This is a genomic window from Streptomyces sp. SCSIO 75703 (assembly GCF_036607905.1).
In the GTDB taxonomy this organism is placed as follows: Bacteria; Actinomycetota; Actinomycetes; order Streptomycetales; family Streptomycetaceae; genus Streptomyces.
Genome location: NZ_CP144555.1, coordinates 274,677 through 298,659, shown reverse-complemented (window position 1 = coordinate 298,659; position 23,983 = coordinate 274,677). Strand labels below are relative to the sequence as shown.

Annotated in this window: 22 protein-coding genes and 1 riboswitch; of the genes, 11 read left to right on the top strand and 11 right to left on the bottom strand. The window is 75.5% G+C overall.

Annotation, left to right across the window (positions count from 1 at the left end; translation table 11 throughout):
- The first annotated feature begins 240 nt into the window (after nucleotides 1-240).
- The 8 genes from VM636_RS01410 to VM636_RS01375 all read left to right on the top strand — a co-directional run bounded on the left by VM636_RS01410 (nucleotide 241) and on the right by VM636_RS01375 (nucleotide 10,045).
- Entirely contained in the window at nucleotides 241-1,875 is a 1,635-nt protein-coding gene (locus tag VM636_RS01410; RefSeq protein WP_338482976.1) for an ABC-F family ATP-binding cassette domain-containing protein, read from the top strand.
- 183 nt (nucleotides 1,876-2,058) lie between these two features.
- Nucleotides 2,059-4,971 carry a Na+/H+ antiporter subunit A gene (locus VM636_RS01405; RefSeq protein ID WP_338482975.1) on the top strand — a complete coding sequence of 971 codons (2,913 nt, stop codon included), beginning with the start codon at nucleotides 2,059-2,061 and terminating at the stop codon, nucleotides 4,969-4,971.
- Nucleotides 4,968-5,768, top strand: coding sequence for a Na(+)/H(+) antiporter subunit C (locus VM636_RS01400; RefSeq protein ID WP_030418943.1), 801 nt, complete (start codon nucleotides 4,968-4,970; stop codon nucleotides 5,766-5,768). The genes VM636_RS01405 and VM636_RS01400 overlap by 4 nt, the downstream gene beginning before the upstream one ends.
- Nucleotides 5,765-7,459, top strand: a complete 1,695-nt coding sequence (locus tag VM636_RS01395; protein ID WP_030418944.1) for a Na+/H+ antiporter subunit D — start codon at nucleotides 5,765-5,767, stop codon at nucleotides 7,457-7,459. Before VM636_RS01400 ends, VM636_RS01395 begins: the two co-directional genes overlap by 4 nt.
- Nucleotides 7,456-8,028, top strand: coding sequence for a Na+/H+ antiporter subunit E (locus VM636_RS01390; protein WP_030418945.1), 573 nt, complete (start codon nucleotides 7,456-7,458; stop codon nucleotides 8,026-8,028). Before VM636_RS01395 ends, VM636_RS01390 begins: the two co-directional genes overlap by 4 nt.
- Nucleotides 8,028-8,345, top strand: coding sequence for a monovalent cation/H+ antiporter complex subunit F (locus VM636_RS01385; protein WP_030418946.1), 318 nt, complete (start codon nucleotides 8,028-8,030; stop codon nucleotides 8,343-8,345). The genes VM636_RS01390 and VM636_RS01385 overlap by 1 nt, the downstream gene beginning before the upstream one ends.
- Nucleotides 8,342-8,698 carry a monovalent cation/H(+) antiporter subunit G gene (gene mnhG, locus VM636_RS01380; RefSeq protein WP_030418947.1) on the top strand — a complete coding sequence of 119 codons (357 nt, stop codon included), beginning with the start codon at nucleotides 8,342-8,344 and terminating at the stop codon, nucleotides 8,696-8,698. The genes VM636_RS01385 and mnhG overlap by 4 nt, the downstream gene beginning before the upstream one ends.
- A gap of 138 nt (nucleotides 8,699-8,836) precedes the next feature.
- Nucleotides 8,837-10,045, top strand: coding sequence for a Cmx/CmrA family chloramphenicol efflux MFS transporter (locus VM636_RS01375; RefSeq protein WP_053912784.1), 1,209 nt, complete (start codon nucleotides 8,837-8,839; stop codon nucleotides 10,043-10,045).
- A gap of 48 nt (nucleotides 10,046-10,093) precedes the next feature.
- Here the strand turns inward: VM636_RS01375 and VM636_RS01370 are convergent, their stop codons facing one another.
- The 9 genes from VM636_RS01370 to VM636_RS01330 all read right to left on the bottom strand — a co-directional run bounded on the left by VM636_RS01370 (nucleotide 10,094) and on the right by VM636_RS01330 (nucleotide 18,761).
- On the bottom strand, nucleotides 10,094-11,134 hold the full coding sequence (locus tag VM636_RS01370) for a cytochrome c biogenesis CcdA family protein (RefSeq protein WP_338482974.1): 1,041 nt from the start codon (nucleotides 11,132-11,134) through the stop codon (nucleotides 10,094-10,096).
- Entirely contained in the window at nucleotides 11,131-11,892 is a 762-nt protein-coding gene (locus VM636_RS01365) for a DsbA family protein (protein ID WP_338482972.1), read from the bottom strand. The genes VM636_RS01370 and VM636_RS01365 overlap by 4 nt, the downstream gene beginning before the upstream one ends.
- 100 nt (nucleotides 11,893-11,992) lie before the next feature.
- Nucleotides 11,993-12,499 carry a hypothetical protein gene (locus VM636_RS01360; protein WP_030418951.1) on the bottom strand — a complete coding sequence of 169 codons (507 nt, stop codon included), beginning with the start codon at nucleotides 12,497-12,499 and terminating at the stop codon, nucleotides 11,993-11,995.
- A gap of 67 nt (nucleotides 12,500-12,566) precedes the next feature.
- Nucleotides 12,567-12,977 carry a hypothetical protein gene (locus VM636_RS01355; protein WP_338482970.1) on the bottom strand — a complete coding sequence of 137 codons (411 nt, stop codon included), beginning with the start codon at nucleotides 12,975-12,977 and terminating at the stop codon, nucleotides 12,567-12,569.
- 101 nt (nucleotides 12,978-13,078) lie between these two features.
- On the bottom strand, nucleotides 13,079-13,852 hold the full coding sequence (locus VM636_RS01350; RefSeq protein WP_199809341.1) for a sulfite exporter TauE/SafE family protein: 774 nt from the start codon (nucleotides 13,850-13,852) through the stop codon (nucleotides 13,079-13,081).
- A gap of 179 nt (nucleotides 13,853-14,031) precedes the next feature.
- Nucleotides 14,032-15,699 (bottom strand): FUSC family protein, encoded by a 1,668-nt coding sequence (locus VM636_RS01345; protein WP_338482969.1) that lies wholly within the window; start codon nucleotides 15,697-15,699, stop codon nucleotides 14,032-14,034.
- Nucleotides 15,700-15,808: 109 nt separating this feature from the next.
- Nucleotides 15,809-16,636, bottom strand: coding sequence for an ABC transporter ATP-binding protein (locus VM636_RS01340; RefSeq protein ID WP_030418955.1), 828 nt, complete (start codon nucleotides 16,634-16,636; stop codon nucleotides 15,809-15,811).
- On the bottom strand, nucleotides 16,633-17,733 hold the full coding sequence (locus tag VM636_RS01335) for an iron ABC transporter permease (RefSeq protein ID WP_053912782.1): 1,101 nt from the start codon (nucleotides 17,731-17,733) through the stop codon (nucleotides 16,633-16,635). The genes VM636_RS01340 and VM636_RS01335 overlap by 4 nt, the downstream gene beginning before the upstream one ends.
- Nucleotides 17,730-18,761: an ABC transporter substrate-binding protein gene (locus tag VM636_RS01330; protein ID WP_107439819.1), complete on the bottom strand. Its 1,032-nt coding sequence runs from the start codon at nucleotides 18,759-18,761 to the stop codon at nucleotides 17,730-17,732. The genes VM636_RS01335 and VM636_RS01330 overlap by 4 nt, the downstream gene beginning before the upstream one ends.
- A gap of 41 nt (nucleotides 18,762-18,802) precedes the next feature.
- Nucleotides 18,803-18,994: riboswitch (cobalamin riboswitch) on the bottom strand.
- 296 nt (nucleotides 18,995-19,290) lie between these two features.
- Between VM636_RS01330 and VM636_RS01325 the strand changes: the two genes are divergently transcribed.
- Together VM636_RS01325 and VM636_RS01320 are read left to right on the top strand one after the other, a co-directional pair.
- Entirely contained in the window at nucleotides 19,291-20,289 is a 999-nt protein-coding gene (locus VM636_RS01325; protein ID WP_338482966.1) for a zinc-binding dehydrogenase, read from the top strand.
- A gap of 57 nt (nucleotides 20,290-20,346) precedes the next feature.
- Nucleotides 20,347-20,517, top strand: a complete 171-nt coding sequence (locus tag VM636_RS01320) for a hypothetical protein (protein ID WP_030418959.1) — start codon at nucleotides 20,347-20,349, stop codon at nucleotides 20,515-20,517.
- Nucleotides 20,518-20,713: 196 nt separating this feature from the next.
- Here the strand turns inward: VM636_RS01320 and VM636_RS01315 are convergent, their stop codons facing one another.
- Nucleotides 20,714-21,514, bottom strand: a complete 801-nt coding sequence (locus VM636_RS01315) for a thioesterase family protein (protein ID WP_030418960.1) — start codon at nucleotides 21,512-21,514, stop codon at nucleotides 20,714-20,716.
- A gap of 236 nt (nucleotides 21,515-21,750) precedes the next feature.
- Nucleotides 21,751-23,304, bottom strand: a complete 1,554-nt coding sequence (locus VM636_RS01310; RefSeq protein ID WP_338482965.1) for an SDR family oxidoreductase — start codon at nucleotides 23,302-23,304, stop codon at nucleotides 21,751-21,753.
- Between the two features lie 111 nt (nucleotides 23,305-23,415).
- On the opposite strand from VM636_RS01310, the gene VM636_RS01305 reads away from it, so the two are divergent.
- Entirely contained in the window at nucleotides 23,416-23,925 is a 510-nt protein-coding gene (locus VM636_RS01305; protein ID WP_053912779.1) for a helix-turn-helix domain-containing protein, read from the top strand.
- The last annotated feature ends 58 nt before the right edge of the window (nucleotides 23,926-23,983 follow it).

Sequence of the window (23,983 nt, the reverse complement as noted above, 5' to 3'; positions counted from 1 at the left end):
GTCCCGTTCCCGCGCGCCGCCCCGGACCCGGCTGATAAACTCGACGCCGGTCTCTTCGGCCGCTGTCGAGTGAGGAACGCGCGGACATGGTGGGTGACGACGACATCATCGGGTGATACCCGGCCCTGACAGGCCACGGCGGGCGCGGAGAGCGCCGACGCGGTGGCCGTCTCGTCGTCCCCTTCTCCCGCCTGCCGAGGCGTCCGTCCCGGCCGCCTCCCTTCCCGCGAAGGCACCTCCATGTCCGACGCCCGCGTCGTCTGCTCCGCCCTGTCCTTCTCCTGGCCCGACGACACCCCCGTCTTCGACGGCCTCTCCTTCACCGTGCCGTCCGGCCGCACCGGCCTGGTGGCCCCCAACGGCTCCGGCAAGTCCACCCTGCTCCGGCTGATCGCCGGCGACCTGCGGCCGGCATCCGGCTCCGTACGCGTCTCCGGCACGCTCGGCCACCTCCCGCAGACCCTGCCGCTCACCGGTGACCTCACCGTCGCCGAGGTCCTCGGCGTCGACGCCGTCGTCCGCGCCATCGACGCGGTCGAGTCCGGCGACGTGGCCGAGGAGCACTTCACCACCATCGGCGACGACTGGGACGTCGAGGAGCGCACCCACGCCCAGCTCGACCGGCTCGGCCTCGGCGGCCTCGCCCTCGACCGGCGCCTGGAGACCCTCAGCGGCGGCCAGACCGTCTCCCTCGGCCTCGCCGCCCGGCTCCTGCGCCGCCCCGACGTCCTGCTCCTCGACGAACCCACCAACAACCTCGACCTCGACGCCCGCCACCGCCTCCACGACGCCCTGGACGACTTCACCGGCTGCCTCCTCCTCGTCAGCCACGACCGCGCCCTGCTGGACCGGATGGACCGCATCGCCGAACTCCACGACGGTGAACTGCGCCTGTACGGAGGCGACTTCACTGCCTATGAGGAAGCGGTACGTGCCGAGCGGGACACCGCCGAGAAGAACATCCGCACCGCCGAAGCCGAACTGCGACGCGAGAAGCGGGAGAGGCAACAGGCCCGCGAACGCGCCGAACGCCGCGCCCACAACGCCGCCCGCAACCTGAAGAGCGCCGGCCTGCCCCGGATCGTCGCCGGCGCCATGAAACGCGGCGCGCAGGAGTCCGCCGGACGGGCCGGGCAGACCCACGCAGCCCGCGTCGGCGACGCGAGGACCCGGCTCGACGAGGCCGAGCGGGCCCTGCGCGACGAACAACGGCTCGTCCTGGACCTGCCCGCGACGGACGTGCCCGCCGGGCGCACCCTCGTCCACGGCGCGGGGCTGCGGGTGCGCCGCGGCGGACGCGACCTGTTCGGCGCCGAGGGCGTCACCCTGTCCATCCGGGGCCCCGAACGCATCGCCCTGACCGGACCCAACGGGGCGGGCAAGTCCACCCTGCTGCGCCTGCTGCACGGCGGACTCGCCCCCGACGCGGGCGAGATCCGGCGGACCGACGGCCGTGTCGCCCACCTCTCGCAACGGCTCGACCTGCTGGACGGGCGGCGGACCGTCGAGGAGAACCTCGCCGCCTTCGCACCCGGGCTGCCGGAGGCCGAGCGGAGGAACCTGCTCGCCCGGTTCCTCTTCCGCGGAGCCCGCGCCCAACTGCCGGCCGGCGCCCTCTCCGGCGGCGAACGGCTGCGGGCCACCCTCGCCTGCGTCCTGTGCGCCGAACCCGCCCCCCGGCTGCTGCTCCTGGACGAGCCGACCAACAACCTGGACCTGGCGGGCACCGCCCAGCTCACCAGCGCCCTCGGCGCCTACCGGGGCGCGTTCGTGGTGGTCAGCCACGACGAGCGGTTCCTCGCCGAGATCGGCGTGCGGCGCCGGCTGCGGCTCGCCGACGGCCGGCTCACCGAGACCGGCCCGCCCGCGAACTGACGGCCCGGCGCGCACGGCCCGCCCGGCGGCCCGCACACCCCTCGGGGCGCGCGGACCGCCGGGCCGGGGCCGCTCCGGTCGGATTCCGGCGAACGCGGCGAGCCTGGCACACCGGGCGGGACGCCCGATATATCCCTATCGGGTGCCCTGCCGTCCCTCCGCCGCCCAGCACCGCGAGACCGTGTGACCGCGCTCGTCCTCGCTCACTTCGCGCTCGCCCTGTTCGCCGCGCCCCTCGTGCGGTGGTACGGCACCCGGGCCTTCCTCGTCCTGGCCCTGCCGCCCGCCGCCGCCACCCTCTGGGCGGCCGGCCGCTGGAACGCCGCGGCGGCGGGCGGCGCCCACACCACCACCTGGACCTGGCTGCCCGACTACCACGTCGACTGGGCCCTGCGCCTGGACGCCCTCGCCGAGATCATGGTGCTGCTGGCCGCCGGCGTCGGCTGCCTCGTCCTCCTCTACTGCGTCTCCTACTTCGACGACCACGCCCCGGGCCTCGGCGGTTTCGCCGGGAACCTGCTCGCCTTCGCCGGGGCGATGCTCGGCCTCGTCCTCGCCGACGACCTCGTCCTGCTCTACGTCTTCTGGGAACTGACCACCGTCTTCTCCTACCTGCTGATCGGCCAGAACAGCGACCGCAAGCAGAACCGGCGCAGCGCCCTGCAGTCCCTCACCGTCACCGCCCTCGGCGGGCTCACCATGCTCGTCGGCTTCCTGACGCTCGGCCAGGCCGCCGGCACCTACCGCGTCTCGCGGATCCTCGCCGACCCGCCGCCCGCCTCCCCGGCCCTGACCACCGCCCTCGTGCTGATCCTCGTCGGCGCCCTGACCAAGTCGGCGATCTGGCCGTTCAGCCTGTGGCTGCCCAACGCCATGGCCGCCCCCACCCCGGTCAGCGCCTACCTGCACGCCGCCGCGATGGTCAAGGCCGGCGTCTACCTCGTGGCCCGCCTCGCCCCCGCCTTCGCCGACGTCACCCCCTGGCGGCCCCTCCTGCTGGTCCTCGGCTCCCTGACCATGCTCCTCGGCGGCTGGCGGGCGCTGCGCCTGCACGACCTGAAACTGGTCCTCGCCTCCGGTACCGTCAGCCAGCTCGGCTTCCTCCTGGTCCTGGCGGGAGCCGGCGGCCACGACACCGGCCTCGCCGCCCTCGCCCTGATCCTCGGCCACGCCCTGTTCAAGGCGCCCCTCTTCCTCGTCACCGGCATCGTCGACCACGCCACCGGCACCCGCGACCTGCGGCGGCTGTCCGGGGTCGGGCGGCGGCTGCCCGCCGTCTGCGCGGTCGCCACCCTCGCCGGGCTCTCCATGGCCGCCGTCCCGCCGCTGCTCGGCTTCGCCGCGAAGGAGGCCGCCTTCCAGGCGCTGCTGGCCGGCGGCACCGCCGAACGGTGCGCGCTCGCCGCGACCGTCGCCGGATCGGCGCTGACCACCGCCTACACCCTGCGGTTCCTGTGGGGCGCCTTCGCCCGCAAACCCGGCGTGCCCGACACCCCCGCCCACCGGGTGCCGCACGCCTTCCTCGCGTCCCCCGCCCTGCTCGCCCTGTCCTCCCTCGGCCTCGGCCTCGGCGCCCGCGCGCTCCAGCCCCTCCTCGGCGCGTACGCCGCCCGGTTCCCGGCGCCCGCGCACCCGTACCACGTGTCCCTGTGGCACGGGGTGGGCACCGCGCTGCTCCTGTCCGCGGCGGCCTGGGCGGGCGGCGTCCTGCTCTTCCTCCGGAGCGACCGGGTGATCCGCCTCGGTACCGCCCTCGCCTGGCGCAGCGCCGACCGCACCTTCGGACGGATCGTGCTCGGCCTCGAACGCGCCGCCCTCCAGTGCACCGGCTTCGTGCAGCGCGGCTCCCTCTCCGGGTACCTGGTGACGGCCCTCGGCGTGGTCCTGGCCGGGCAGATCGCCGTCCTCGTCGCCGACGAACCCTGGTCCGGCACCCCGGCCCCGCACCTGTGGGACACGCCCGTCCAGGCCGGTGTCGCCGTCCTGACCTGCGCAGCCGCCCTGCTCTGCCTCGGCGTGCGGCGCCGGATGAAGGCGGTGGTGCTCGCCGGGCTCACCGGCTACGGCACCGCCCTGCTCTTCGTGGTGCAGGGCGCACCGGACCTGGCGCTCACCCAGTTCTGCGTGGAGACCGTCTCGATGATCGTCTTCGTGCTGGTGCTGCGCCGGATGCCCGTCCACTTCGAGGAGAGCTACAGCAGCCTGCGGCGGGCCCTGCGGATGCCGGCCGCGCTCGCGGGCGGGGCCGCCGTCGCCGTCGTCGTCTGGATCATGGCGGGGCACCGGCGCGGCCCCACCGCGGGCGAGGCGATGGTGGCCGAAGTCGCCGACCACGGGCTCAAGGACGTCGTCGCCACCATCCTCGTCGACCTGCGCGCCTGGGACACCATGGGGGAGTCGGCCGTCCTCGCCGCCGCCGCGATCGGCGTGACGAGCCTGCTCTACCTGCACCGCCGCACCGACGCCGAACCGCCCGCGGGGCCGCTGCCCGGCGACCGGCCGGAGACGGCGCTCAGCACCACCTGGAGCCTGACCGCGCACCGGCTCGCCGGACTGCCCAGCGGTGACGAGGGCGCCCCCGAGCGGACCTGGATCGCGGGCGGTGCCACCCTCGCCCCCGAGCGGCGCTCCATCGTGCTGGAGGTCGTCGCCCGGCTGATCTTCCACCCGATCCTCGTCCTCTCCGTCTATCTGCTCATGTGCGCGGAGAACCTGCCGGGCGGCGGCTTCGTCGGCGGCATGGTCGCGGGCGTCGCCTTCATCACCCGCTACCTCGCCGGCGGACGCCACGAGTTCGCCGACGCCGCGCCCTTCGCGCCCGGCCTCTTCACCGGCCTCGGCCTGTGCCTGTCCACCGGCGTGGCGCTCGCCGGACTGGTCCACGGCACGGTGCTGCACGGCTGGACCTGGCACGGCCGGCTGCCCGTGTGGGGCGAGTCCCACCTGTCCACCGCCGTCCTCTTCGACTGCGGCGTCTACCTGCTGGTGCTCGGTGTCGTCCTCGACATCGTCCGCGCCCTCGGCGCCCGTGTCGACCGGCACATCGAACGGGCCGCGGCCCACCGCGCCGGACGCCCCGAGGGCGGTGCCGCGTGACGGTGAGCCTGACCCTGCTGGTCACCGCCGCCGTCCTCAACGCGGTGGGCGGGGTGCTGCTGCTGACCCGGTCCCTCACCCGCATCCTCATCGGCGCCGTCGTCCTCGGCAACGGCATCAACCTCTTGGTGCTGGCCTCGACTGGGCGGGCCGGCTCCGCCCCGCTGCTCCACCCGCACGTCATCCGCAACCGGCTCACCGACCCCCTGCCCCAGGCCATCGCGCTCACCGCGATCGTCATCACCCTCGCCACCACCGCGTTCCTGCTCTCCATGGCCTACCGCAGCCACCAGGTCACCGGCTCCGACGAGATCAGCGACGACACCGAGGACCGGCTCGTGGCACTGCGCGCCGACGTCCTGCACCGGCGCAGCGAACTGCGCGCCCGCTACCGGCGGGCCCGCGCCGGACGCGGCACCACCGGCGACGAACGCGCCCGCTACCGCGCCGAACGCCGCCGGCTGCGCGACCGGATGCGCGAGGAACGCGCCTACCAGGCACGGGCGCGGGACGTCTCCGGCAACCTGTGGAACGACATCCTGGGCGCCGATCCCGAGGACTACCGGGCCGGCGCCGAGCGGGGTTCCACCGACGCGGCGGGCCGCCCCGGACCCGCCCCCGCCCACGACGCGGGGCCCTCCAACGACCCGGAGGAGACCGGCCGGGAGCCGGACGGGGACCAGGACGCGCCCGGACCCGACGACCCCGGCCGGGGCGAGGGCCGGGACGACCCCGGACGGGACGAGCCCGGACGGGGCGACGGCCCCGAGGACCCCGGTCAGGAAGGACCCAGGTGAACGCGCTCGTCCCCCTCCCCGTCCTGCTGCCCCTGTGCGCCGCGGGCCTCGAACTCGCCGTCGGGCCACGCCTCCAGCGCCTCCAGCGGCTGGTGAGCCTCGCCGTGCTCGTCGCGGTCCTCGCCCTCTCCGTCGCCCTCATGGTGGCCGCGGACCGGCACGGCCCGCTCTCCGTCCACCTCGGCGACTTCGCCCCACCCCTCGGCATCACCCTGGTCGCCGACCGGCTCGCCGGGCTCATGCTCACGGTCTCCGGCGCCGTGACGCTGCTCGTGCACCTGTACTCGCTGGGCCAGGGCATGGCCGACCGCGACGACCAGACCCCGTTCGGCGTCTTCCACCCGGCCTACCTGATCCTCGTCGCCGGTGTCTCGTGCACCTTCCTCTCCGGAGACCTCGTCAACCTCTACGTGGGCTTCGAGATGATGCTCGTCGCCAGCTTCGTGCTGCTCACCATCGGCGGCACCGCGACCCGCGTCCGGGCCGGGTCCACCTACGTGATCATCTCGCTGTTCTCCTCGATGCTCTTCCTGGTGGCGGTCGCCATGACCTACTCGGTGGCGGGCACCGTCAACTTCGCCCAACTGGCCGGGCGGCTCCAGGAGGTACCGGCGGGGGTGCGGACCCTGCTGGAGGCGATGCTGCTGACCGTCTTCGCGATCAAGGCGGCGGTGTTCCCGCTCGCGGCCTGGCTGCCCGACTCCTACCCGACCGCGCCCGCGCCGGTCACCGCGGTCTTCGCGGGCCTGCTCACCAAGGTCGGCGTCTACGCGATGCTGCGCACGGAGACGCTGCTCTTCCCCGGCCACCGCCTCGCCGACCCGCTGATGTGCGCCGCGCTCGCCTCGATGGTCGTCGGCATCCTCGGCGCGGTGGCGCAGACCGACCTCAAACGGGTGCTGTCCTTCACCCTCATCAGCCACATCGGGTACATGGTCTTCGGCATCGCGCTCGCCGGCCGGGACGCGCTCAGCGGCGCCATCGTCTACGTGGCCCACCACATCACCGTGCAGACCACCCTCTTCCTCGTCGCCGGGCTCGTCGAACGGCGCGACGGCACCACGGAACTCACCCGCCTCGGCGGCCTGGCGAAGTCGGCGCCGCTGGTCGCCGTGCTCTTCTTCGTCCCGGCGATGAACCTCGGCGGCATCCCGCCCCTCTCCGGGTTCCTCGGCAAGCTCGGCCTGATGCGGGCGGGGGTCGAGGACGGCGGCGGCTGGGCCTGGGCGCTGGTGGCGGGGGCCGCCGTGACCAGCCTGCTCACCCTGTACGTCATGGCGAAGGTGTGGAACCTCGCCTTCTGGCGCGAGGCCCCGCCCGGCGCCCCGGGGGAGGGGACGGTCCTGGAGTCCGCGGAGAACGACGACGACGGCGACGGCGACCGCGCCGAGGGCGCCGGGGGCCCAGGCCGGGACGGCGCGGCCGGCGACGAACGCGGGGCGCGGGGCGACCGGCGCCGGCGCGGCCGGCGTCCCGCCCCGGCCGGCGCGGTCGTCTCCGCGGGCCTGCTCGGCCAGTCCATCACCACCACCACACGCCTGCCCTGGCCGATGCTCGCGGCGACCGGCGCCGCCGTCGCCCTCGGCCTCCTCTACACGGTGCTCGGCGGTCCCCTCACCACCTTCACCGGACACGCCGCCGCCGAACTCCTCGCCCGGACCCCCTACATCGAGGCGGTGCTCGGCACATGAGCCACACCGTCAGGAACCGCTCCGCTCGCCGCCGCCGCGTCCCCGACCCGCCGCTCGTCGCCTGGCTCACCGTCATCTGGGTCCTGCTGTGGGGCACGCTCTCCTGGGGCAACGTCGTCAACGGCGTGATCGTCGCCCTCTGCGTGAGCCTCGCCTTCCCGCTGCCCGCCGTGGAACTGGGCCTGCGCCTGCACCCGCTGGGCATCCTGCGGCTCCTCGGCTACCTCGTCTACGACATGGTCTCCTCCAGCGTCGAGGTCACCCGGCAGATCCAGGCCCGCGGCCCCTACCCGGCGGCCGTCGTCGCCGTACCGCTGCGCTGCCGCAGCGACCTCATGCTGACCGCCACCGCGGTCGCCGTCTCCAACGTCCCCGGCGGCTCCGTCATCGAGGTGCGCCGCGCGACGTCCACCGTGTTCCTGCACGTCCTGGACGCCGACGATCCGGGCGCGGTCGAACGGGCCCGGCGCTCCGTGTGGCGGATGGAGGAACTCGTGGCCGGGGCCTTCGGCACCGCGGCCGACATCGCACGGGCCCGCGGCCCGGTGCCGGAAGGGAACGGACCGTGATGACCACCCTGCACACCGTCGAGGACGCCCTGCTGGTCGCCTCCGTCGTGGTGATCCTCGCCGCGGGCGCCCTGCTCCTCTACCGCATCTGGAGCGGGCCCTCCATGCTGGACCGCGCCGTCGCCCTCGACGTCGCGGCGGCCCTCATCATCGCCGGGATCGGCGCCAAGGCCGCCCTGAGCGGCGACCCCTTCTACTACCCGGTGATGCTCGTCCTCGCCTTCCTCGGCTTCACCGGATCGGTGGGCATCGCCCGCTTCATCGCCGTACGCGACCGGCCCGCGATCCGCCCGGACGGCACCGAGGACCACCGGTGAACCCGTGGCTGGAGGCGGCCGACCTGCTCGGCGCGGTCCTGCTGCTGCTCGGCTGCGTGCAGTGCCTCATCGGCGTGATCGGCATGCTCCGCTTCCCCGACGTCCTGACCCGTTCCCACGCCGCGACCAAACCGCAGACCATCGGTGTGCTGCTCGCCCTCGCCGGGGTGACGCTGCGCCTGCGCGACCCCATCGACCTGGGCACGCTCGGGCTCATCGTCTTCTTCCAGTTCCTCACCAGCCCGGTCGCCTCCCACCTGGTGGCCCGCTCCGCGTACCGCACCGGGCAGACCGGCAGCCGCGGGCTCCTGCGCGACGACCTCGACCCGCAACTCGGCGAGGGCGACGACTGAGAGGCCGCCAGGGCGAAGGGAGGGAGGGAGGGGCCTTCGGCCGGGGCGAGATCACATCCCGTGCGGGAATGACGGCGAGCGCCCGCCCTGTTGCAAGGTGTCATGCAGGAAACCACCGCACGGCCCCCGGCTGCCCGTATGCCACTCGCCGTCTACGTCCTCGGCCTCTCCGTCTTCGCGCTCGGCACCAGCGAGTTCATGCTCTCCGGCCTGCTGCCGCCCATCGCCGACGACATGGACGTCACCATCCCGCAAGCGGGCCTGCTCATCTCGGCGTTCGCCATCGGCATGGTCGTCGGCGCCCCGCTGCTCGCGGTGGCCACCCTCCGACTGCCCCGCAAGACCACGCTGGTCGCGCTCGTCGCCGTCTTCGGCCTCGGTCAGATCGCCGGCGCTCTCGCGCCCACGTACGCCGTCCTGTTCGCCTCCCGCGTGGTGAGCGCGCTGGCCTGCGCCGGGTTCTGGGCGGTGGGCGCCGCCGTGGCCATCGCCATGGTGCCGCGGACCGCGCGGGCCCGCGCCATGGCCGTGATGATCGGCGGCCTGTCCATCGCCAACGTGCTCGGCGTCCCGGCCGGCGCCTTCCTCGGCGAGCACCTGGGCTGGCGGTCCGCCTTCTGGGCGGTGGGCGCGGCCTCCGCGCTCGCGCTCGCCGGGGTGGTCGCCCTGATCCCCCGCATCCCGCTGCCCGAGCGCCGGCCCCGGCTCAAGGGCGAACTGGCCATCTACCGCGACCGCCAGGTGTGGCTCTCCATCGGCGTGACCGCGCTCGCCGCGGGCGGTGTCTTCTGCGCCTTCTCCTACCTCGCGCCGCTCCTGACCGACGTGGCCGGACTGGCCGACGGCTGGGTGCCGACGGTGCTCGCGCTGTTCGGTCTCGGCGCGCTGATCGGCACCACCATCGGCGGCCGGGTCGCCGACGCCCACCTGTTCGGCGTGCTGCTCTCCGGCATCACCACCTCGACCGTGCTGCTGGCCGTGCTGGCGCTGACCGCGTCCAGCCCGGTCGCCGTGGTGCTGCTCTCCTTCCTCCTCGGGGTCTCCGCCTTCTACACGGCCCCCGCGCTCAACGCGCGCATGTTCAACGTGGCCGGCGCCGCGCCCACCCTCGCGGGCGCGACGACGACCGCCGCCTTCAACCTGGGCAACACCGGCGGACCGTGGCTCGGCGGCACCGTGATCGACGCGGGTCTCGGCTTCGCGTCCACCGCCTGGGCGGGAGCGGCGATGACCGCGGTGGCGATCGTCCTCGTCGTCCTGTCGCTGCGGCTGCACAGCCGCTCCCGCGTCGTCGCGGGCAGCCTCGCCGCGGAGCCCGCCGCGGCCGAGGCCCTGCGGCGGGCATGACACCCGCGGGGTGAGCGGCGGCGCCGGGGCCGGGTGCCGCCCGCCGCGTCAGCCGCCCGGCCCGCCCGACGGGGCGCGGGCGCCGGAGCCTCCCCCGGAAGCGGAGGCCGGGCCCCCGGCGCCGCCCGGGGAGGCACCCGGCCGGGCGGGGCTCCCGGTCTCGGCTTCCGGACCCCCGGCCCCCGGGACGGCGTCCGGTGTCGCGGGGGCCCCCGCGCCCGGCTCCGCCCCGTCGCCCGGGGCCGGGCCGCCGTCCCGCGCCGTACCGTCCCGGCCGCCGCCCCGGAGCAGGACGGCCACGGCGACCAGCGCCGCGATCCCCGCCAGCACCAGCAGCACCGTCCGGTCGGACACGGCCGAGCCCAGCGCCGAGATCCGCTCCTCCAGGGCGAACTCGGCGTCGGTGCTCAGCGGCGACGGCAGCGCCGACGCGCCGTCGAACACCAGGAAGGCCACACCGAGCAGGACGAAGAGCGCCCCGCCCAGCGCCGAGGTGCTGTGCACCGTCACCGGCCCGAGCGCCACCGCCCGGCCGCGCAGCCAGCGCCGGCGCCCGAGGTCGAACCGGTCCCAGAGCAGGGCCAGGAAGAACACCGGCACCGCCATGCCCAGCGCGTACACGGCCAGCAGCACGCCGCCGTGCACCGGGTCGCCGTCGAGCGCCGCGACGGTCAGCACCCCGCCGAGGATCGGCCCGGCGCAGAACCCGGCCAGCCCGTACACGGCGCCCAGCGCGAACACCGACAGGGCCGAGCCGGACCGCCGGGCCCCCGCCGCCCGGGCCAGCCGCCGGGAGCCGAAACCGAACCCGGCGACCTGCGCCGCGCCGAGCACGATCAGCGTCCAGCCGCCCACCGTGATCAGCAGGTCCCGGTGCCCGTAGAAGAGCCGGGCGGCGAACGAGCCGGCGACGCCGAGCGGGACCAGGGTCGTGCACAGCCCGGCGTAGAACACGCCGGTGCGCGCCACCAGACGGGTCCGCCCGGTGAAGGAGTAGGCGAAGAACGCGGGCAGCAGCAGCGCGCTGCACGGGCTGAGCAGCGCGAGCAGCCCGCCGAGGAAGGCCACCAGCAGGCCCACCTCGCTCACTCGCCGGCCGCCTCGGCCGCACGGGCCGCCGCGTCCACGGCCGCCTCGAAGGTCTCGGTCGGCTGCGCCCCGAGGATCGGCCGGCCGTTGACGAGGAACGCCGGGGTGCTGCTGACACCGAGTCCGTACCCCTCGTAGGCGTCCCGCTCGACGGCCGCGCCGGCCTCCTTTGACTCCAGGTCCGCGCGGAACGCGTCGAGGTCGGGGACCCCGGCCTCGCGGGCCATGGCGACCAGTTTGTCGGCGGCGAAGGCACCGGAGTTGCGCTTGCGCTCGGTGGCGTAGACCACGTCGTGGAACTCCCAGAACTTCTTCTGGCGGCCGGCCGCCCAGCCGGCGCGCGCCGCGCGGTCGGACTCCTCGCCGAAGACGGGGAAGTTGCGCCACTCGATGCGCAGCACGCCCTTGTCGACGTAGGAGCGCAGCAGTTCCGGTTTGGTCTCGCGCGCGAACCGTCCGCAGAAGGGGCACTGGAAGTCCGAGTACTCGATCATCACCACGGGGGCGTCGGCACGGCCGACCGCGAGCGCGTCGGAGGCGTCGCGACGGGCGAGGGCGAGCAGGCTCTCGTCGGCCGGGCCCGGGTCGGTCGCTCCGGTCTCGGCCGCCGCCGTGTCGCGGCGCTTCGTGTCCCCGTCGCCGGAGCCGTCCAGCGTGAGGGCGAGGGAGGCCGTGAGGGCGGCGGCGAGGAGCACCGCGACGGCCGTGTAGGTGCGCCGGCGGCGGCGACGGGCGGGGGAGGGTGTGGATGCAGTCATGGGAAGGAAGCCTTCGAACGTGTCGGAAGAACGGATCGGAGGGGATCGGAAGGGCTCGGAGCAGGTGGCCGACCGGAGCGGGGGAGTGCCGGGTCCGCGCTCAGGCGGCGGGGACGACCGGGCACGCGGTCTGCGTGGAGAGCCGCCGCAGCGCCGCCTCCGCCAGCAGGGCGAGGGAGGCGAGGGCCACCAGCGGCTGGAGGGGAGCCCAGTAGGCGAGGGCCCCCGAGGCGCCGAGCAGGACGAGGACGAGCTTGTTGCAGACCGGGCAGCCCACGGCGAGGAACGACAGCACCCCGCCGACCGCGCCCATCCGCCCGGCCCGCGCGTCGCCGGGACCGCCGGCGTCGGCGTCCTCGGGGACGGGCGGGCGGACGTACGTGCTCAGCACGAGGCCGGCCAGGACGGAGGTCAGGGCCAGGACGGGGTAGTTCCACCACTGGACGGGGACCGAGCGGGCGAAGAGCGGGTTGGGCACGACGACGGTGGGCACGCCGACGGCGACGGCCGTGGCCAGGGCACCGAGGCCCGCCACCCACCACTGTCCGGCCCGCCACGCGCGCAGCGACCGGCTCGCCCGGACGAGGGAACGCCGGGAAGAGGACATGCGGACGAACTCCGTTCACGCGGAAGCGGAAGAGCGAAGGAAGCAGGACGAGACCGCGCGGTCCGGCCTACAGCCGCAGAACGGAGGGGGAGGAGGACGCCGGGGGCGGCGCGGGCCCGCCCGAGGCCGAGGCCGGGCCGCCGCGGGCCGTCGCCGGGGCCGCCAGGGCGTCCGGCTGGAGCGGGGAGGGGACGAGCGGCGCATGCGTCGTGGCCTCGGCCCGCTGGGCGCTGTGGTCGGTGACGGCCTTCTTGCCGCACGGCGCGGCGTCGTCGTCCCCCGCGGGCTCCGTCCCGGTCACGGGCCCGGAGACCGGCGTCGCGTACGACACGGCCGTGGCGGCCGGGGCGAGGGGAGCGGCGGCCTCGTGCTGCGCGGCGCGGGCCGACACGCAGACCACGGCCACCACGGCGAACAGCAGCGCGAGCACGCCTCGCAGGGCGACCCTGGTCGCCACGAGGTCCGCCGCTCGCCGCATCCGTACTGCCCGCCTTCACTGTGGAGGTCACGCCACGATAGACGACGGGCCCGCGACCGGCGACGACCGGGCCGTCCGCCGGACGGGCGGGGCGCGCCGGATCAGCGCAGCAGGAGCTGGACGATGGCGAAGCTGCCGACGACCACGATGAAGACGCGCAGCGCGAACGGCGGGAGCCGGCGCCCCACCTTCGCGCCGATCTGCCCGCCGATCGCCGAGCCGACGGCGATGAGCACGACGGCCGTCCAGTCGAAGTGGGCGACGAAGAGGAAGAAGAGCGCCGCGATGGTGTTGACGATGGCGGCGAGGACGTTCTTGACGGCGTTGAGGCGCTGGAGGGAGTCGGTGAGCAGCATGCCCATCAGCGACAGGTAGATGATCCCCTGGGCCGCCGTGAAGTAGCCGCCGTAGACGCTGGCCAGCAGGATGCCGCCGAGGAGGACCGGCCCGCCGTGCGCGCGGGCGACGGTGCCCTTGCGCTCCCGGCGCCGCCGCACCCGCGCGGAGATGCGGGGCTGGAGCACGACGAGGACGAGGGCGAGCGCGACCAGTGCCGGGACGATCGTCTCGAAGGCGGTGGCCGGGAGCGTCAGCAGCAGCACCGCGCCGCACAGTCCGCCGGTCGCGGCCACGGCGCCGAGCCGCAGCACCAGGGGCCGCTGGCCCTTCAGCTCCGCGCGGTAGCCTATGGCGCCGCTGACGGACCCCGGGATCAGCCCGAGGGCGTTGGAGACGGTCGCGGTGACCGGGGGCAGCCCGGTGGAGAGCAGGACGGGGAACGTGATCAGCGTCCCCGATCCGACGATGGTGTTGATCGTTCCCGCGCCGATCCCGGCGGCGAAGACGGCCAGTGACTCCCAGATGGACAACGCCATCTCCTTCGTGTTCGGTCAGGTGCCTCCCCGCCGTGCAGGTCGAAGGGCTCACCGATCATGCACGAGCCGGGCCCGCGCGCACGGCCCGAGGGCCCCGCCCGTGGCGCATGCCACACCGCCGGCCGTCGCGCCCCGCCTCGCGGCCCCGCGCCCCGCCTCGCGCCGTGCCCCGCCCCGCGCTACGGCGTCCCCGGGGCGGCCGTCGCCCGGTGCCGGAGTGCCGCGGCGAGCGTGCGGTGCGCCCGGCGCTCGGTGCGCAGCAGCCGCTCCTCCGGCAGCGCGCGCTGCCACCACTCGCCGGCCGCCGTGTCGGCCGCGTCCCGCAGCTCCACCAGTCCGGCGGTGAGCCGGCGGCGGGCGGCGGCCAGTTCGGCGGCCGAGCCCGGGACGGCCGTCAGGACGCGCTCGGCCTCCCCGGCCGCCAGGTCGACCGCGGTGAGCGCCCGCTCCAGCCGGCCGCCGGTGCGGCGGCTGGTGACGAGGACGGCGGCGAGCATGCCCACCGCGACCCCGGCCACGGTGTCCAGCACCCGGTCGGTGATCAGCTCGGCGACCGGCCGGACGGCGCCGAACTCGGTGATCAGCAGCGCCATCGGCGTCACCGACACGGTGCCGAGCCAGTAGTTGCGGCTGATCAGCATCTCGTTGCAGAAGCTGAACGCCACGCACAGCGCGGCCAGGGCCACGACACCGGTCCGGGCCAGCGGGACGACCGCCGCGAAGACCGCGACCCCGCCCAGGTTGCCGGCCGTGCGCTGGAGCACCCGGTGCCAGGTCAGGGTGACGTTGGCCTGGTGGATCGAGGCGGCCGAGACGATCGCCCAGTACGGGTGGCCGACGCCGAGCGCCAGCCCGGCGTACCCGGCCAGGGCGCAGCCGACCGCGCAGCGCACGGCGAGGGGGAGCAGGGGCGCGGAGGGGGACAGGAGCCGCCGTGCGGCGCCCGCGCGGCGCCGGGCCCGGCGCTCGGCGGCGATGCCGAGGAGTTCGGCGTCGCCGCCCGGCGGGACGGGCACCTCGGGCAGCGGGCCGTGGCCGCGCACCCGGCGGGCCCAGGCGCGCAGCCGGGCGGGGCCGGTCTCGCCGGGTGCGTCGGCGAGGGCGGCCTCGGCGCACAGCACGAGGCGTTCCAGGGTGTGCCGGACCGGGGTGCGCCGGCCGCCCGCCGACAGCGACTGCCAGGCCCCGTGCACGGCGGCAGCGGCGGCGTGCCGGGCGCGGGCGCGGGCCGGCCCGTCCGGCGTGTCGAGGAAGCCGGCGGCGGCCTCCAGGGCGCGCGCGGTGGTCCGGCGCTCCGGTCCCTCGCGCCGGACCAGGGCGGGGGCGAGGGCGACGAGGCCGCCGACGACGCCGGCACCGAGGGTCAGGGCGGTGTGGAAGGGGACGTCCGCGAGCCGCTGCGGCAGGAAGAGGGTGCCGGAGGAGACGAAGACGAGGATCGTGTGGCCGGGCGGGCCGACGCGGGTCGCGTCGCAGACGGCCTTCTGGACGCCGGCGAGGAGGGCGGCGAGGGCGACCAGCACCGGCACGTCGTCGACGAGGGCGGCGCCGAGCAGCGCGGCGGCCATGCTCGCCGTCATGCCCGCCACCACCCCGGCGGTGGTCCGGACCCGGGCCGCGTAGGGGAGGTGGTGGGCGTACAGCGCGCAGAAGGCGCCGGGCATCACGTACATCGCCAGGTCGGTGCGGCCGGTGAGCAGCAGGGGGGCGAGGACCAGGGCGACGGCGACCGCGACGCTGGTGGCGGGCTTGAACCAGATGTCGGAGGGGCGGTTCACCCGGAACACGCCGGACAGCGGGAGTCTGCGGACGGGAGGCTGTCGGGTGGCGGTTTCCGGGGTGCTCATGGAGACCGATTTTAGCAGGTGTTTTACTAGTAAACGAAAAATGCGCGGTGCGGGCCCCTGGGCCGCCCCCCGGCCCGTGCCGTGGGCCGGGGGGCGGCGTCCCGGGTGCTCAGCGCACGGACGCGTCCGGTCCGGCCCGCTCCGTCGCCCCCGGCACGCACCGCTCGCCCGGGAGGAACGTCACCCGGGGCGCCCCCGTGCGGGGGTGGACCGCGACCTCCGCCGTCACGCCGTACACCTCCGCCAGCAGCCGCGGGGTGAGGACGTCGGCGGGCGGGCCGGAGGCGGTGACCTCGCCGTCCCGCAGGACGTAGAGGCGGTCGCAGTAGTACGCGGCCAGGTTGAGGTCGTGCAGGGCGACGAGGACCGTGGCGGAGAGCCGGCGCAGCGTGTCGAGGACGTCGAGCTGGTGCCGGATGTCCAGGTGGTTGGTCGGCTCGTCCAGCACGAGCAGGGAGGGCTGCTGGGCGAGCGCGCGGGCGATCAGGACGCGTTGCCGCTCCCCGCCGGAGAGCCGGTCGAAGGACCGGCCGGCCAGCGCGGCACCGTCCACCGCCGTGAGCGCCCGGTCGACGAACGCGGTGTCCTCGGCGGTGTCCCCGGCCAGCAGCCGCTGGTGCGGGGTGCGGCCCATGGCGACGACCTCGCGCACCGTCAGGTCGAAGTCGGCGCCGCCCTCCTGGACCACCGCCGCCACCGTGCGGGCCAGCCGGCGCACCGTCAGGGACCACACGTCGGCGCCGTCCACGCGGACCCGGCCCGCCCCGGGGCGCAGCACCCGGTAGACGGCGCGCAGCAGACTGGACTTGCCGCTGCCGTTGGGCCCGACCAGGCCGACGGTCTCGCCCGGCCGGGCGGTCAGGGACACGTCCTCCACCAGGCGGCGGGCGCCCGCGGTGAGGGTGACGCCCTCGACGCGGAGGTCGGCGGCGCTCACCCGGCACCCCCTTCCCGGTGCCGCCGGGCGTCCCGGCGCAGCAGCCACAGGAAGAAGGGGCCCCCGCACAGCGCCGTGAGCACACCGACCGGGATCTCCATCGGCGCGGCGATCGTGCGGGCGGCGATGTCGGCCCACACGAGGAAGACCGCGCCGCCGAGCGCGGCCGTCGGCAGTACCCGGCGGTGGTCGCCGCCGACCAGCAGCCGGACCACGTGCGGCAGCATCAGGCCGACGAAGCCGATCGGCCCGGCCGCGGCCACCAGCACGCCCGTCACCAGGGAGAGCAGCACGAACATCCGGGCCCGGAACCGCGCCACGTCCAGGCCCATGGTCGTGGCGGCCTCCTCGCCGGCCAGCAGCAGGTTGAGGCTGCGGGCCTGCGTCATGAGGACGCCGACCCCCACCAGCAGGGCCGCGCTCGGCAGGGCGAGGGTGCCCCAGTCGACGCCGCCGAGACCGCCGAGGGTCCAGGCGAGCACGGCGCGGGCCTCGTTGCCCCGGCCGGAGGTGAGCAGCAGCAGGTTCAGGACCGCGGTGAGCACCGCGGCGATCGCCACTCCGGAGAGCACCAGCCGTACGGAGGTGATGCGTCCGCCGGTGCGGGCGGTCGCGTAGACGAGGACCAGCGCGCCCAGGGCGCCGGCGAACGCCGAGACCGGCAGTGACGCCGCACCGAAGACGGAGATCCCGAACACGATCACCGAGACCGCCCCGAGCGACGCCCCGGAGGAGACGCCCAGCAGGTACGGCTCGGCCAGCGGATTGCGCACCAGCGCCTGGAGGGCGGTGCCCACCACCGCGAGCCCGGCGCCGGTCACGGCCCCGAGGACCACGCGCGGCGCCCGGACGTCGAGGACGATCGTCTCCCGGGCCCGCGTCCAGTCGGGCGCCCCCCAGTCGGCGCCCAGCGCGTGCGTCACGATGCCCCAGACCTGGCCGGGCGGCACCCGCACCGAGCCGATCGCCAGCCCCGCCGTCAGGGAGGCCAGCAGCAGCACGACGAGGACCGCCACCGTCGCGGCCAGGCCCGTCCGGCCGGGGTGCCGGACGGGCCCGGGGGCCGTGGTGGGGGTCCGCGGGGCGGGAGCCGTCACCGGAAGCTCGCGGGGTGCAGCCCGCGGGCCAGGTCCTCGACCAGGTGCGCGGAGCGGACCCCGACGAGCGTCGCGGTCAGCGGCAGGACCACGAACCGCTTCTCGCGCACCGCGGGCACGTCCGCGAGCGCGGGCTGCGACAGCAGGAACTCCTTCTTCTGCTCGACGCTGCCGGCACCGGCGTAGTCGTAGATGGCGATGACCTCGGGCCGGCGCTCGACCACCTGTTCCCAGGAGACGTCGCCGAAGACCTCGTCCAGGTCGGAGAAGACGTTCTTCCCGCCGGCCAGCCGGATCAGGTCGGTGCCGAGGCCCTTGCCGCCGGCGGTGAAGGCGCTCTTGTCGCCGCTGTCGTAGACGAAGACGGGCACGGTGGGCGCGTCCCGGACCGCGGCGGCGGCCTCGTCCACGCGGGCGCGGAGGCCGGCGACGAGACGGTCGGCGCGTTCGGACACCCCGAAGATCCGGCCGATGGTGCGGATCTCCTCGTAGGTGTCCTCCATCGTCACCTTGTCCCGGCCGCAGTACTCGCGATTGAGGTGGGTGTCGATCCCGGCGTCGGCGAACGCCGTGCGGGAGCGGCCCTCCTTCTCCGCGAACGCGCTGCCGTAACCGCCGTAGACGAAGTCGGGCTCCGCCTCCAGGATCGCCTCGAAGGACGGCTCCCGCTTGGCCAGTTCGGGGACGGACGCGAAGTCCTCCCGCAGTTCGGGCAGGACGGCGGAGTCGGGGAAGGCGGTGCCCACCATCCGGTCCTTCAGCCCGAGGGAGAGCATCAGTTCCGCCGGGTGCTGGTGGATGGTGACCGCGCGGGACGGCGGTCTGTCGTACGTGGTCGTGACACCGCAGTTGTCGACGGTCACGGGGAAGCCCGCCGGAGCGGACGCCGTGGCCTTCGCGTCCCCGCCGGTGCCGGGGGAGGTGCCGCAGCCCGCGGTGAGCAGGACGGCCGCCAGGGCGAGTGCGCCGGCGGCGCGGGCCGGGCGGCGCCGCCTGGCGGGGGACGGCGGTCGCAGGGAAGGGGGCATGCCGGAATACACGTGAAGCCTCCTGGGGAGTCCGCGCTCCTCGGAACGGGCCCGCGACAGGCCAGTGTCCTGACTCCCGGATCGACGTTCCCCCCGCCTTCCCGCGCGGCGCGCAGTGGCATGTCGAAGGGTTGCACTCCCCGGTCACAGTGGCGGGACCGTGCCGGATTCACACCGGCTTCCTGTCTCCCGTCGCGGCGATGACCCGACGATCCTACGTTCCCTCAGGTGACGGCGAGGCGCCGGGACCGCGATTTCCCGCTCCCGGCCGGGAACCCGCCGCCCCGCCTGCCGACCGTCTTCCGGGGCCGGGCGGGAGCGGCGGCGGAGGCGGGAGGGGCGGACCGGGCGACACCGCCCTCGTCCGCGCGGTGCTCGGCCCGCACCGCCGGCCGCCGGGGCGGCGGGCACAGCGCACGAGCCCTCAGCCGCGGGGGCCGGATCGGCGTGGTCGGCGGACGGAGGCGAGCCGTCGCCGGTGGGTACGTGAGAGCGTGGACCGCGAGGGCGGGGCGTCGGAGGAGGAAGCATGGCCGAAACCGTGCCCGCCCAGATGCGGGCCGCGTACATCGACTCCGTCGGCCCGGCGGAGGGCATCCGTCACGGGCCGCTGCCCGTCCCGCCCGTCGGGCCCACCGACGTGCTGGTCCGCGTCCGGGCCGTGGCCGTCGACCCCGTGGACACCTTCGTACGCTCCGGGGCCTACCCGACCCCGCTGCCGTTCCCGTTCGTCGTCGGCCGCGACCTCGTCGGCGAGGTGGCCGCCACCGGGAGCGGCGCGGTGGGCTTCCGGCCGGGGGACCGGGTGTGGTGCAACAGCCTGGGCCACGCCGGCCGGCAGGGCGCCTGCGCCGAGTACGCCACGGTCCCCGCCGACCGGCTCTACGCCGCACCGCCCGACCTCGACCCCGAGCACCTGGTGGCGGCGGCCCACCCGGCCGCGTCGGCCTGGCTGGCGCTCTTCCGGCACGGGCGGCTGACGGCGGGGGAGACCGTGTACGTCGGCGGCGGGGCCGGCAACGTCGGCGGCGCCGCCGTGGCCCTCGCCGCCTCGGCCGGCGCCCGGGTGATCGCCACCGCACGCGCCGAGGACGCCGCCGCGGTACGCGCCCTCGGCGCCGCCGAGGTCCTCGACCACCGCGCCCCCGGCCTGGGCGAACGGCTGCGCGCGGCCCTGCCCGACGGCTGCGACGTCCACCTCGACACCTCCGGCCGGGCCGACCCGGCCGACGCCGTCGACCTGCTCGCGCCCCGCGGCCGGCTCGTCGCCATGGTCGGACTGGGCGGCGCCGCGGCCCCGTTGCCGCTCGGCCGGCTCTACACCAAGGACGCGAGCATCGTGGGCTTCGCCCTCAGCAACGCCACCACCGACGACCTCGCCCGCGCCGCCCGGCAGGTGGTGCGCCTGCTGCGCGGGACGCCCTGGCGCCCGCGCGTCGCCGACCGCCTGCCGCTGTCGATGACGGCACGGGCCCACCGGCGGCTGGAAGACGGTGAGGTGAAGGGCCGTCTGATCCTTGTCCCGTGATTTCCCGGCGTATGGGCGCGAAGTGCGGGCACTCGAAGGAGCGGAGGTGGATAAAAGATGGTTCCCTTGCTTCTCGTTCTTCTGCTGGCCCTGATTCTTTTCGGTGCGGGTTTCGCCCTCAAGGCGTTGTGGTGGATCGCCGTCATCGTCCTCGTGGTGTGGCTGCTGGGCTTCCTCGTGCGCCCGGCGGGCAGCGGCGGTCGCCGGGGGCGCTGGTACCGCTGGTGAACGCGGACAGACCGAGCGAGGAACGGAGCGGGCCCACCGGCGATCGTCCGGTGGGCCCGCTCCGCCCGTCGTCCGGGAAATGCCCCGGCGTTGTTCCTGCCCGGCGCCCCGCATTTCCGCCGGATTCCCCTGCCCGCGTTCGGCGTCGGAATACGTCGCGGAATTCCGTAAAGGCTTTCGCCTCACCCGGCTCCGCTCAGGGCTGCGGGCGGACGGTCAGTATCTGCTGCGCGTGCCCGACCGGGCCGTCGACGTCGTGCAGGACGGTACTGGTGATGCCCTGGCCGGTCGGCCCGAAGACGACCGTGGTGTCCAGGCCGGTCCAGCCGCCGCGCGGCGCGCGGTGGAAGTGGAGGGTGAGGTCGACGTTGGGGAACATCCACTCCGTCGGCGACTCCCGCACCGCGATGCCGTTCGCGGTGTCGACGAGCGTGACGAAGGACGCCCGCGGGCTCGCCGCCTCCCCGGCGACCAGGTCGAGCCCCGTGGAGATCCACGCGGTGGTGCGTCCCGGCAGCGGCTCGGCGAGCGGCCGGACGTCCAGCGAGGCGATGTAACCGCCGGGCCACCGGGACGCCATGTCCCACGGCGCGAGGGACGCCGGGTCGGCGAGCCGGTCGTCCCCGCCGCCGGCGACGGCGCCGGTGTCCAGGGTGGCCAGCAGCCACGCCCGTGCCCGGACCACCGCACGGCCGCCGATCACCACCGTGACCTCGACCAGTTCGATGGTGCGGCCGGGGCGCAGCACCTCCACGCGGGTCTCGCACTCGTCGAGCGCGAGCCGCCCCAGGATGTCGAAGCTCATCCGGCCGAGGGCCATCTCCGCCGCGGGCCGTCCGGCGAGATGCCGGTCCAGGGCGTGCACGATCAGCCCGCCGAGCGGACTGAAGTGCTGCTCGTCCGTGCTCCACGCGCCGCCGGCGTGCGCGGTGGGCTTGTAGCGGTGCTCGTCGATGCGCTCGTAGTAGCTGTCCGGCGTCGATGTGCTGGTGGTCAACAGGCTTCTCCCGAGGCGGCGGCAGGGCGGGTGCGGCCGGACCGGCGGTGCCGGGACCGGCGCCGCTCAGGATAGTTCGCCCCTTCGGCGCGGGACCGGGCGCCCGGTGCCGTACGGTCCGGCCCGTGCTCCGGTGCGTCAGGCCGCGGCCGGTGCTCCGGTGCGTCAGGTGGGGCCGGGCCGTGCCCCGGTGCGTACGGGGGACAGCCCGTGCCCCGCGCGCCGGCGGGCGGGCCTCAGGCGCCCGGACCGCTCGTGGAGGGGGCCGGTGCCGGGGCGGGGAAGCGGGCCGCGGCGAGCGCGATGTTGCGGGCCATGCCGCCGAAGACCACCGAGTGGAAGGGCCACACGCTCCACCAGTAGGCGTGGCCCGCCAGCCCGTGCGGGTGGAACAGAGCCCGCTGCCGGTAGCGGGTCCGCCCGGCCTCGTCCGTCTCGGCGTACATCTCCAGCCAGGCCAGTCCCGGCAGCCGCATCTCGGCGCGCAGCCGCAGCAGCCGGCCGGGCTCGATCGCTTCGACCCGCCAGAAGTCCAGCGAGTCGCCCGCGCGCAGCCGGGCCGCGTCCCGCCGGCCCCGGCGCAGACCGACCCCGCCCACCAGCCGGTCCAGCCGGCCGCGCACCGCCCAGGCGAGCGGGAAGGAGTACCAGCCGTTGTCGCCGCCGATGCCCTCGATGACCCGCCACAGCGCCTCCCGCGAGGCGTCCACCGCCAGTGACCGGCGGTCGGTGTAGAGGCTGCCGCCCGCCCAGTCCGGGTCGGTGGGCAACGGGTCGCTCGGGGCGCCCGGCACGGACGCGGAGGACCAGCGCGTGCTGACCTGCGCCTCGCGCACCCGCCGCAGTGCGAGGCGGACCGCCTCGTCGAAGCCGAGCGCGCCGCCGGGCGGCGGGGGCACGTACCGGTCGATGTCGTGTTCCCGGCAGACCACCTCGTACCGCAGCGATTCCGTGAGCGGGCGGGCGATGGCGGCCGGGACGGGGGTGATCAGCCCCACCCAGTGGCTCGACAGCCCCGGGGTGAGCACCGGCAGCGGCAGGATCAGCCGCCGCGGCAGCTCGGCGGCCTCGGCGTACCGGAGCATCATGTCCCGGTACGTGAGGACATCGGGCCCGCCGACGTCGAAAGCTCGGTTCACATGATCCGGCATCCGCGCGCTGCCGACGAGGGCGCGCAGCACGTCCCGTACGGCGACCGGCTGGATGCGGGTGTGGACCCAGCTCGGCGTGACCATCACGGGCAGGCGTTCGGTGAGGTAGCGCAGCATCTCGAAGGAGGCCGAGCCGGAACCGATGATCACCGCGGCCCGCAGGACCGTGGCGGGCACCCCGGAGTCCAGGAAGACCCGGCCGACCTCCGCACGGGAGCGCAGGTGCGGTGAGAGCTGCCGCTCCGGCACGCCGGGCGGGGTGAGGCCGCCGAGGTAGACGATGCGCCGGACCCCGGCCGCGCGGGCCCGCTCGGCGAAGGTGCGCGCCGCGCGCCGGTCCTTCTCCTCGAAGTCCCGGCCGCTGCCGAGCGCGTGCACCAGGTAGTAGGCGACGTCCACGTCCGCCAGCGCGCCGTCCAGCGAACCGGGGTCCGTCACGTCCGCCCGGACCGTCTCCACCTCGCCCGCCCAGGGGTGGTCGCGCAGCTTCTCCGGGGACCGCGCCAGGCACCGCACCCGGTGCCCGGCGGCCAGGAGTTCCGGCACCAGCCGGCCCCCGATGTACCCGGTGGCCCCGGTGACCAGGCAGCGCAGGCCCGCTCCGTCGTCGTCCGGCGCCGTGCCGTGTGCTTCGCCCATGGTGCCCTCGTCTCCCGCCTCGCGCCGGACCCGTGTCCGGTCATCCCTTCCCCGGGGTTGCCCGCGGTGGACGCGGCATGCCCGAACGTGACCCTTCTATACGCTGGCCGCGTGGCGACAGCGAACCAGCGCGGACCCCGCGCGCAGCACGAGCGGCAGACCCCGGCCGCACCCCGCAGCGACGACCTCCAGACCGTCGCCGTCCAGCTCAGGCGGATGAACGGGGAGATCAACCGGCTCGTCCAGGGCTTCGCCGGCAGCCACGGACTGCACGCCACCGACGTCCAGGCGCTCGCCGCGATCCTGGACTCCCCGGGGCCCATGACACCCAAACGGCTCGGCGAGCACCTGGGGCTGACCTCCGGCGCGGTCACGGCGTGCGTGGACCGGCTGGAACGCGCCGGGCACGTGCGCCGGGTGCGGGAGAGCGCCGACCGGCGCGTCGTCCACCTGCACTACGCGCCGGACGCCCGGGAGTCGGCCCGGCTGTACTTCCGGCCGCTGGCCGAGGCGGCGGCAGCCGCCCGGGGCCGCTTCGACGCGGACGAACTCGCCACCGTGGCGCGCTTCCTGACGGCGGTCAACGAGGAACTGCGCGCCGCGCGCACCACCGACCGCTGAGCCCGCGCGCCGCTCACGCGCGTCGGCCGTCGCCGCGCCCGGCGGCGGAGCGCCCACG

Coding starts and splice junctions, on each gene's coding strand:
- VM636_RS01330 (WP_107439819.1), bottom strand. CDS start 18,761: ATGCCCCCTTCCCTGCGACCGCCGTCCCCCGCCAGGCGGCGCCGCCCG.
- VM636_RS01410 (WP_338482976.1), top strand. CDS start 241: ATGTCCGACGCCCGCGTCGTCTGCTCCGCCCTGTCCTTCTCCTGGCCC.
- VM636_RS01345 (WP_338482969.1), bottom strand. CDS start 15,699: ATGAGCACCCCGGAAACCGCCACCCGACAGCCTCCCGTCCGCAGACTC.
- VM636_RS01320 (WP_030418959.1), top strand. CDS start 20,347: ATGGTTCCCTTGCTTCTCGTTCTTCTGCTGGCCCTGATTCTTTTCGGT.
- VM636_RS01390 (WP_030418945.1), top strand. CDS start 7,456: ATGAGCCACACCGTCAGGAACCGCTCCGCTCGCCGCCGCCGCGTCCCC.
- VM636_RS01355 (WP_338482970.1), bottom strand. CDS start 12,977: ATGCGGCGAGCGGCGGACCTCGTGGCGACCAGGGTCGCCCTGCGAGGC.
- VM636_RS01375 (WP_053912784.1), top strand. CDS start 8,837: ATGCCACTCGCCGTCTACGTCCTCGGCCTCTCCGTCTTCGCGCTCGGC.
- VM636_RS01365 (WP_338482972.1), bottom strand. CDS start 11,892: ATGACTGCATCCACACCCTCCCCCGCCCGTCGCCGCCGCCGGCGCACC.
- VM636_RS01350 (WP_199809341.1), bottom strand. CDS start 13,852: ATGGCGTTGTCCATCTGGGAGTCACTGGCCGTCTTCGCCGCCGGGATC.
- VM636_RS01325 (WP_338482966.1), top strand. CDS start 19,291: ATGGCCGAAACCGTGCCCGCCCAGATGCGGGCCGCGTACATCGACTCC.
- VM636_RS01360 (WP_030418951.1), bottom strand. CDS start 12,499: ATGTCCTCTTCCCGGCGTTCCCTCGTCCGGGCGAGCCGGTCGCTGCGC.
- VM636_RS01310 (WP_338482965.1), bottom strand. CDS start 23,304: ATGGGCGAAGCACACGGCACGGCGCCGGACGACGACGGAGCGGGCCTG.
- VM636_RS01385 (WP_030418946.1), top strand. CDS start 8,028: ATGACCACCCTGCACACCGTCGAGGACGCCCTGCTGGTCGCCTCCGTC.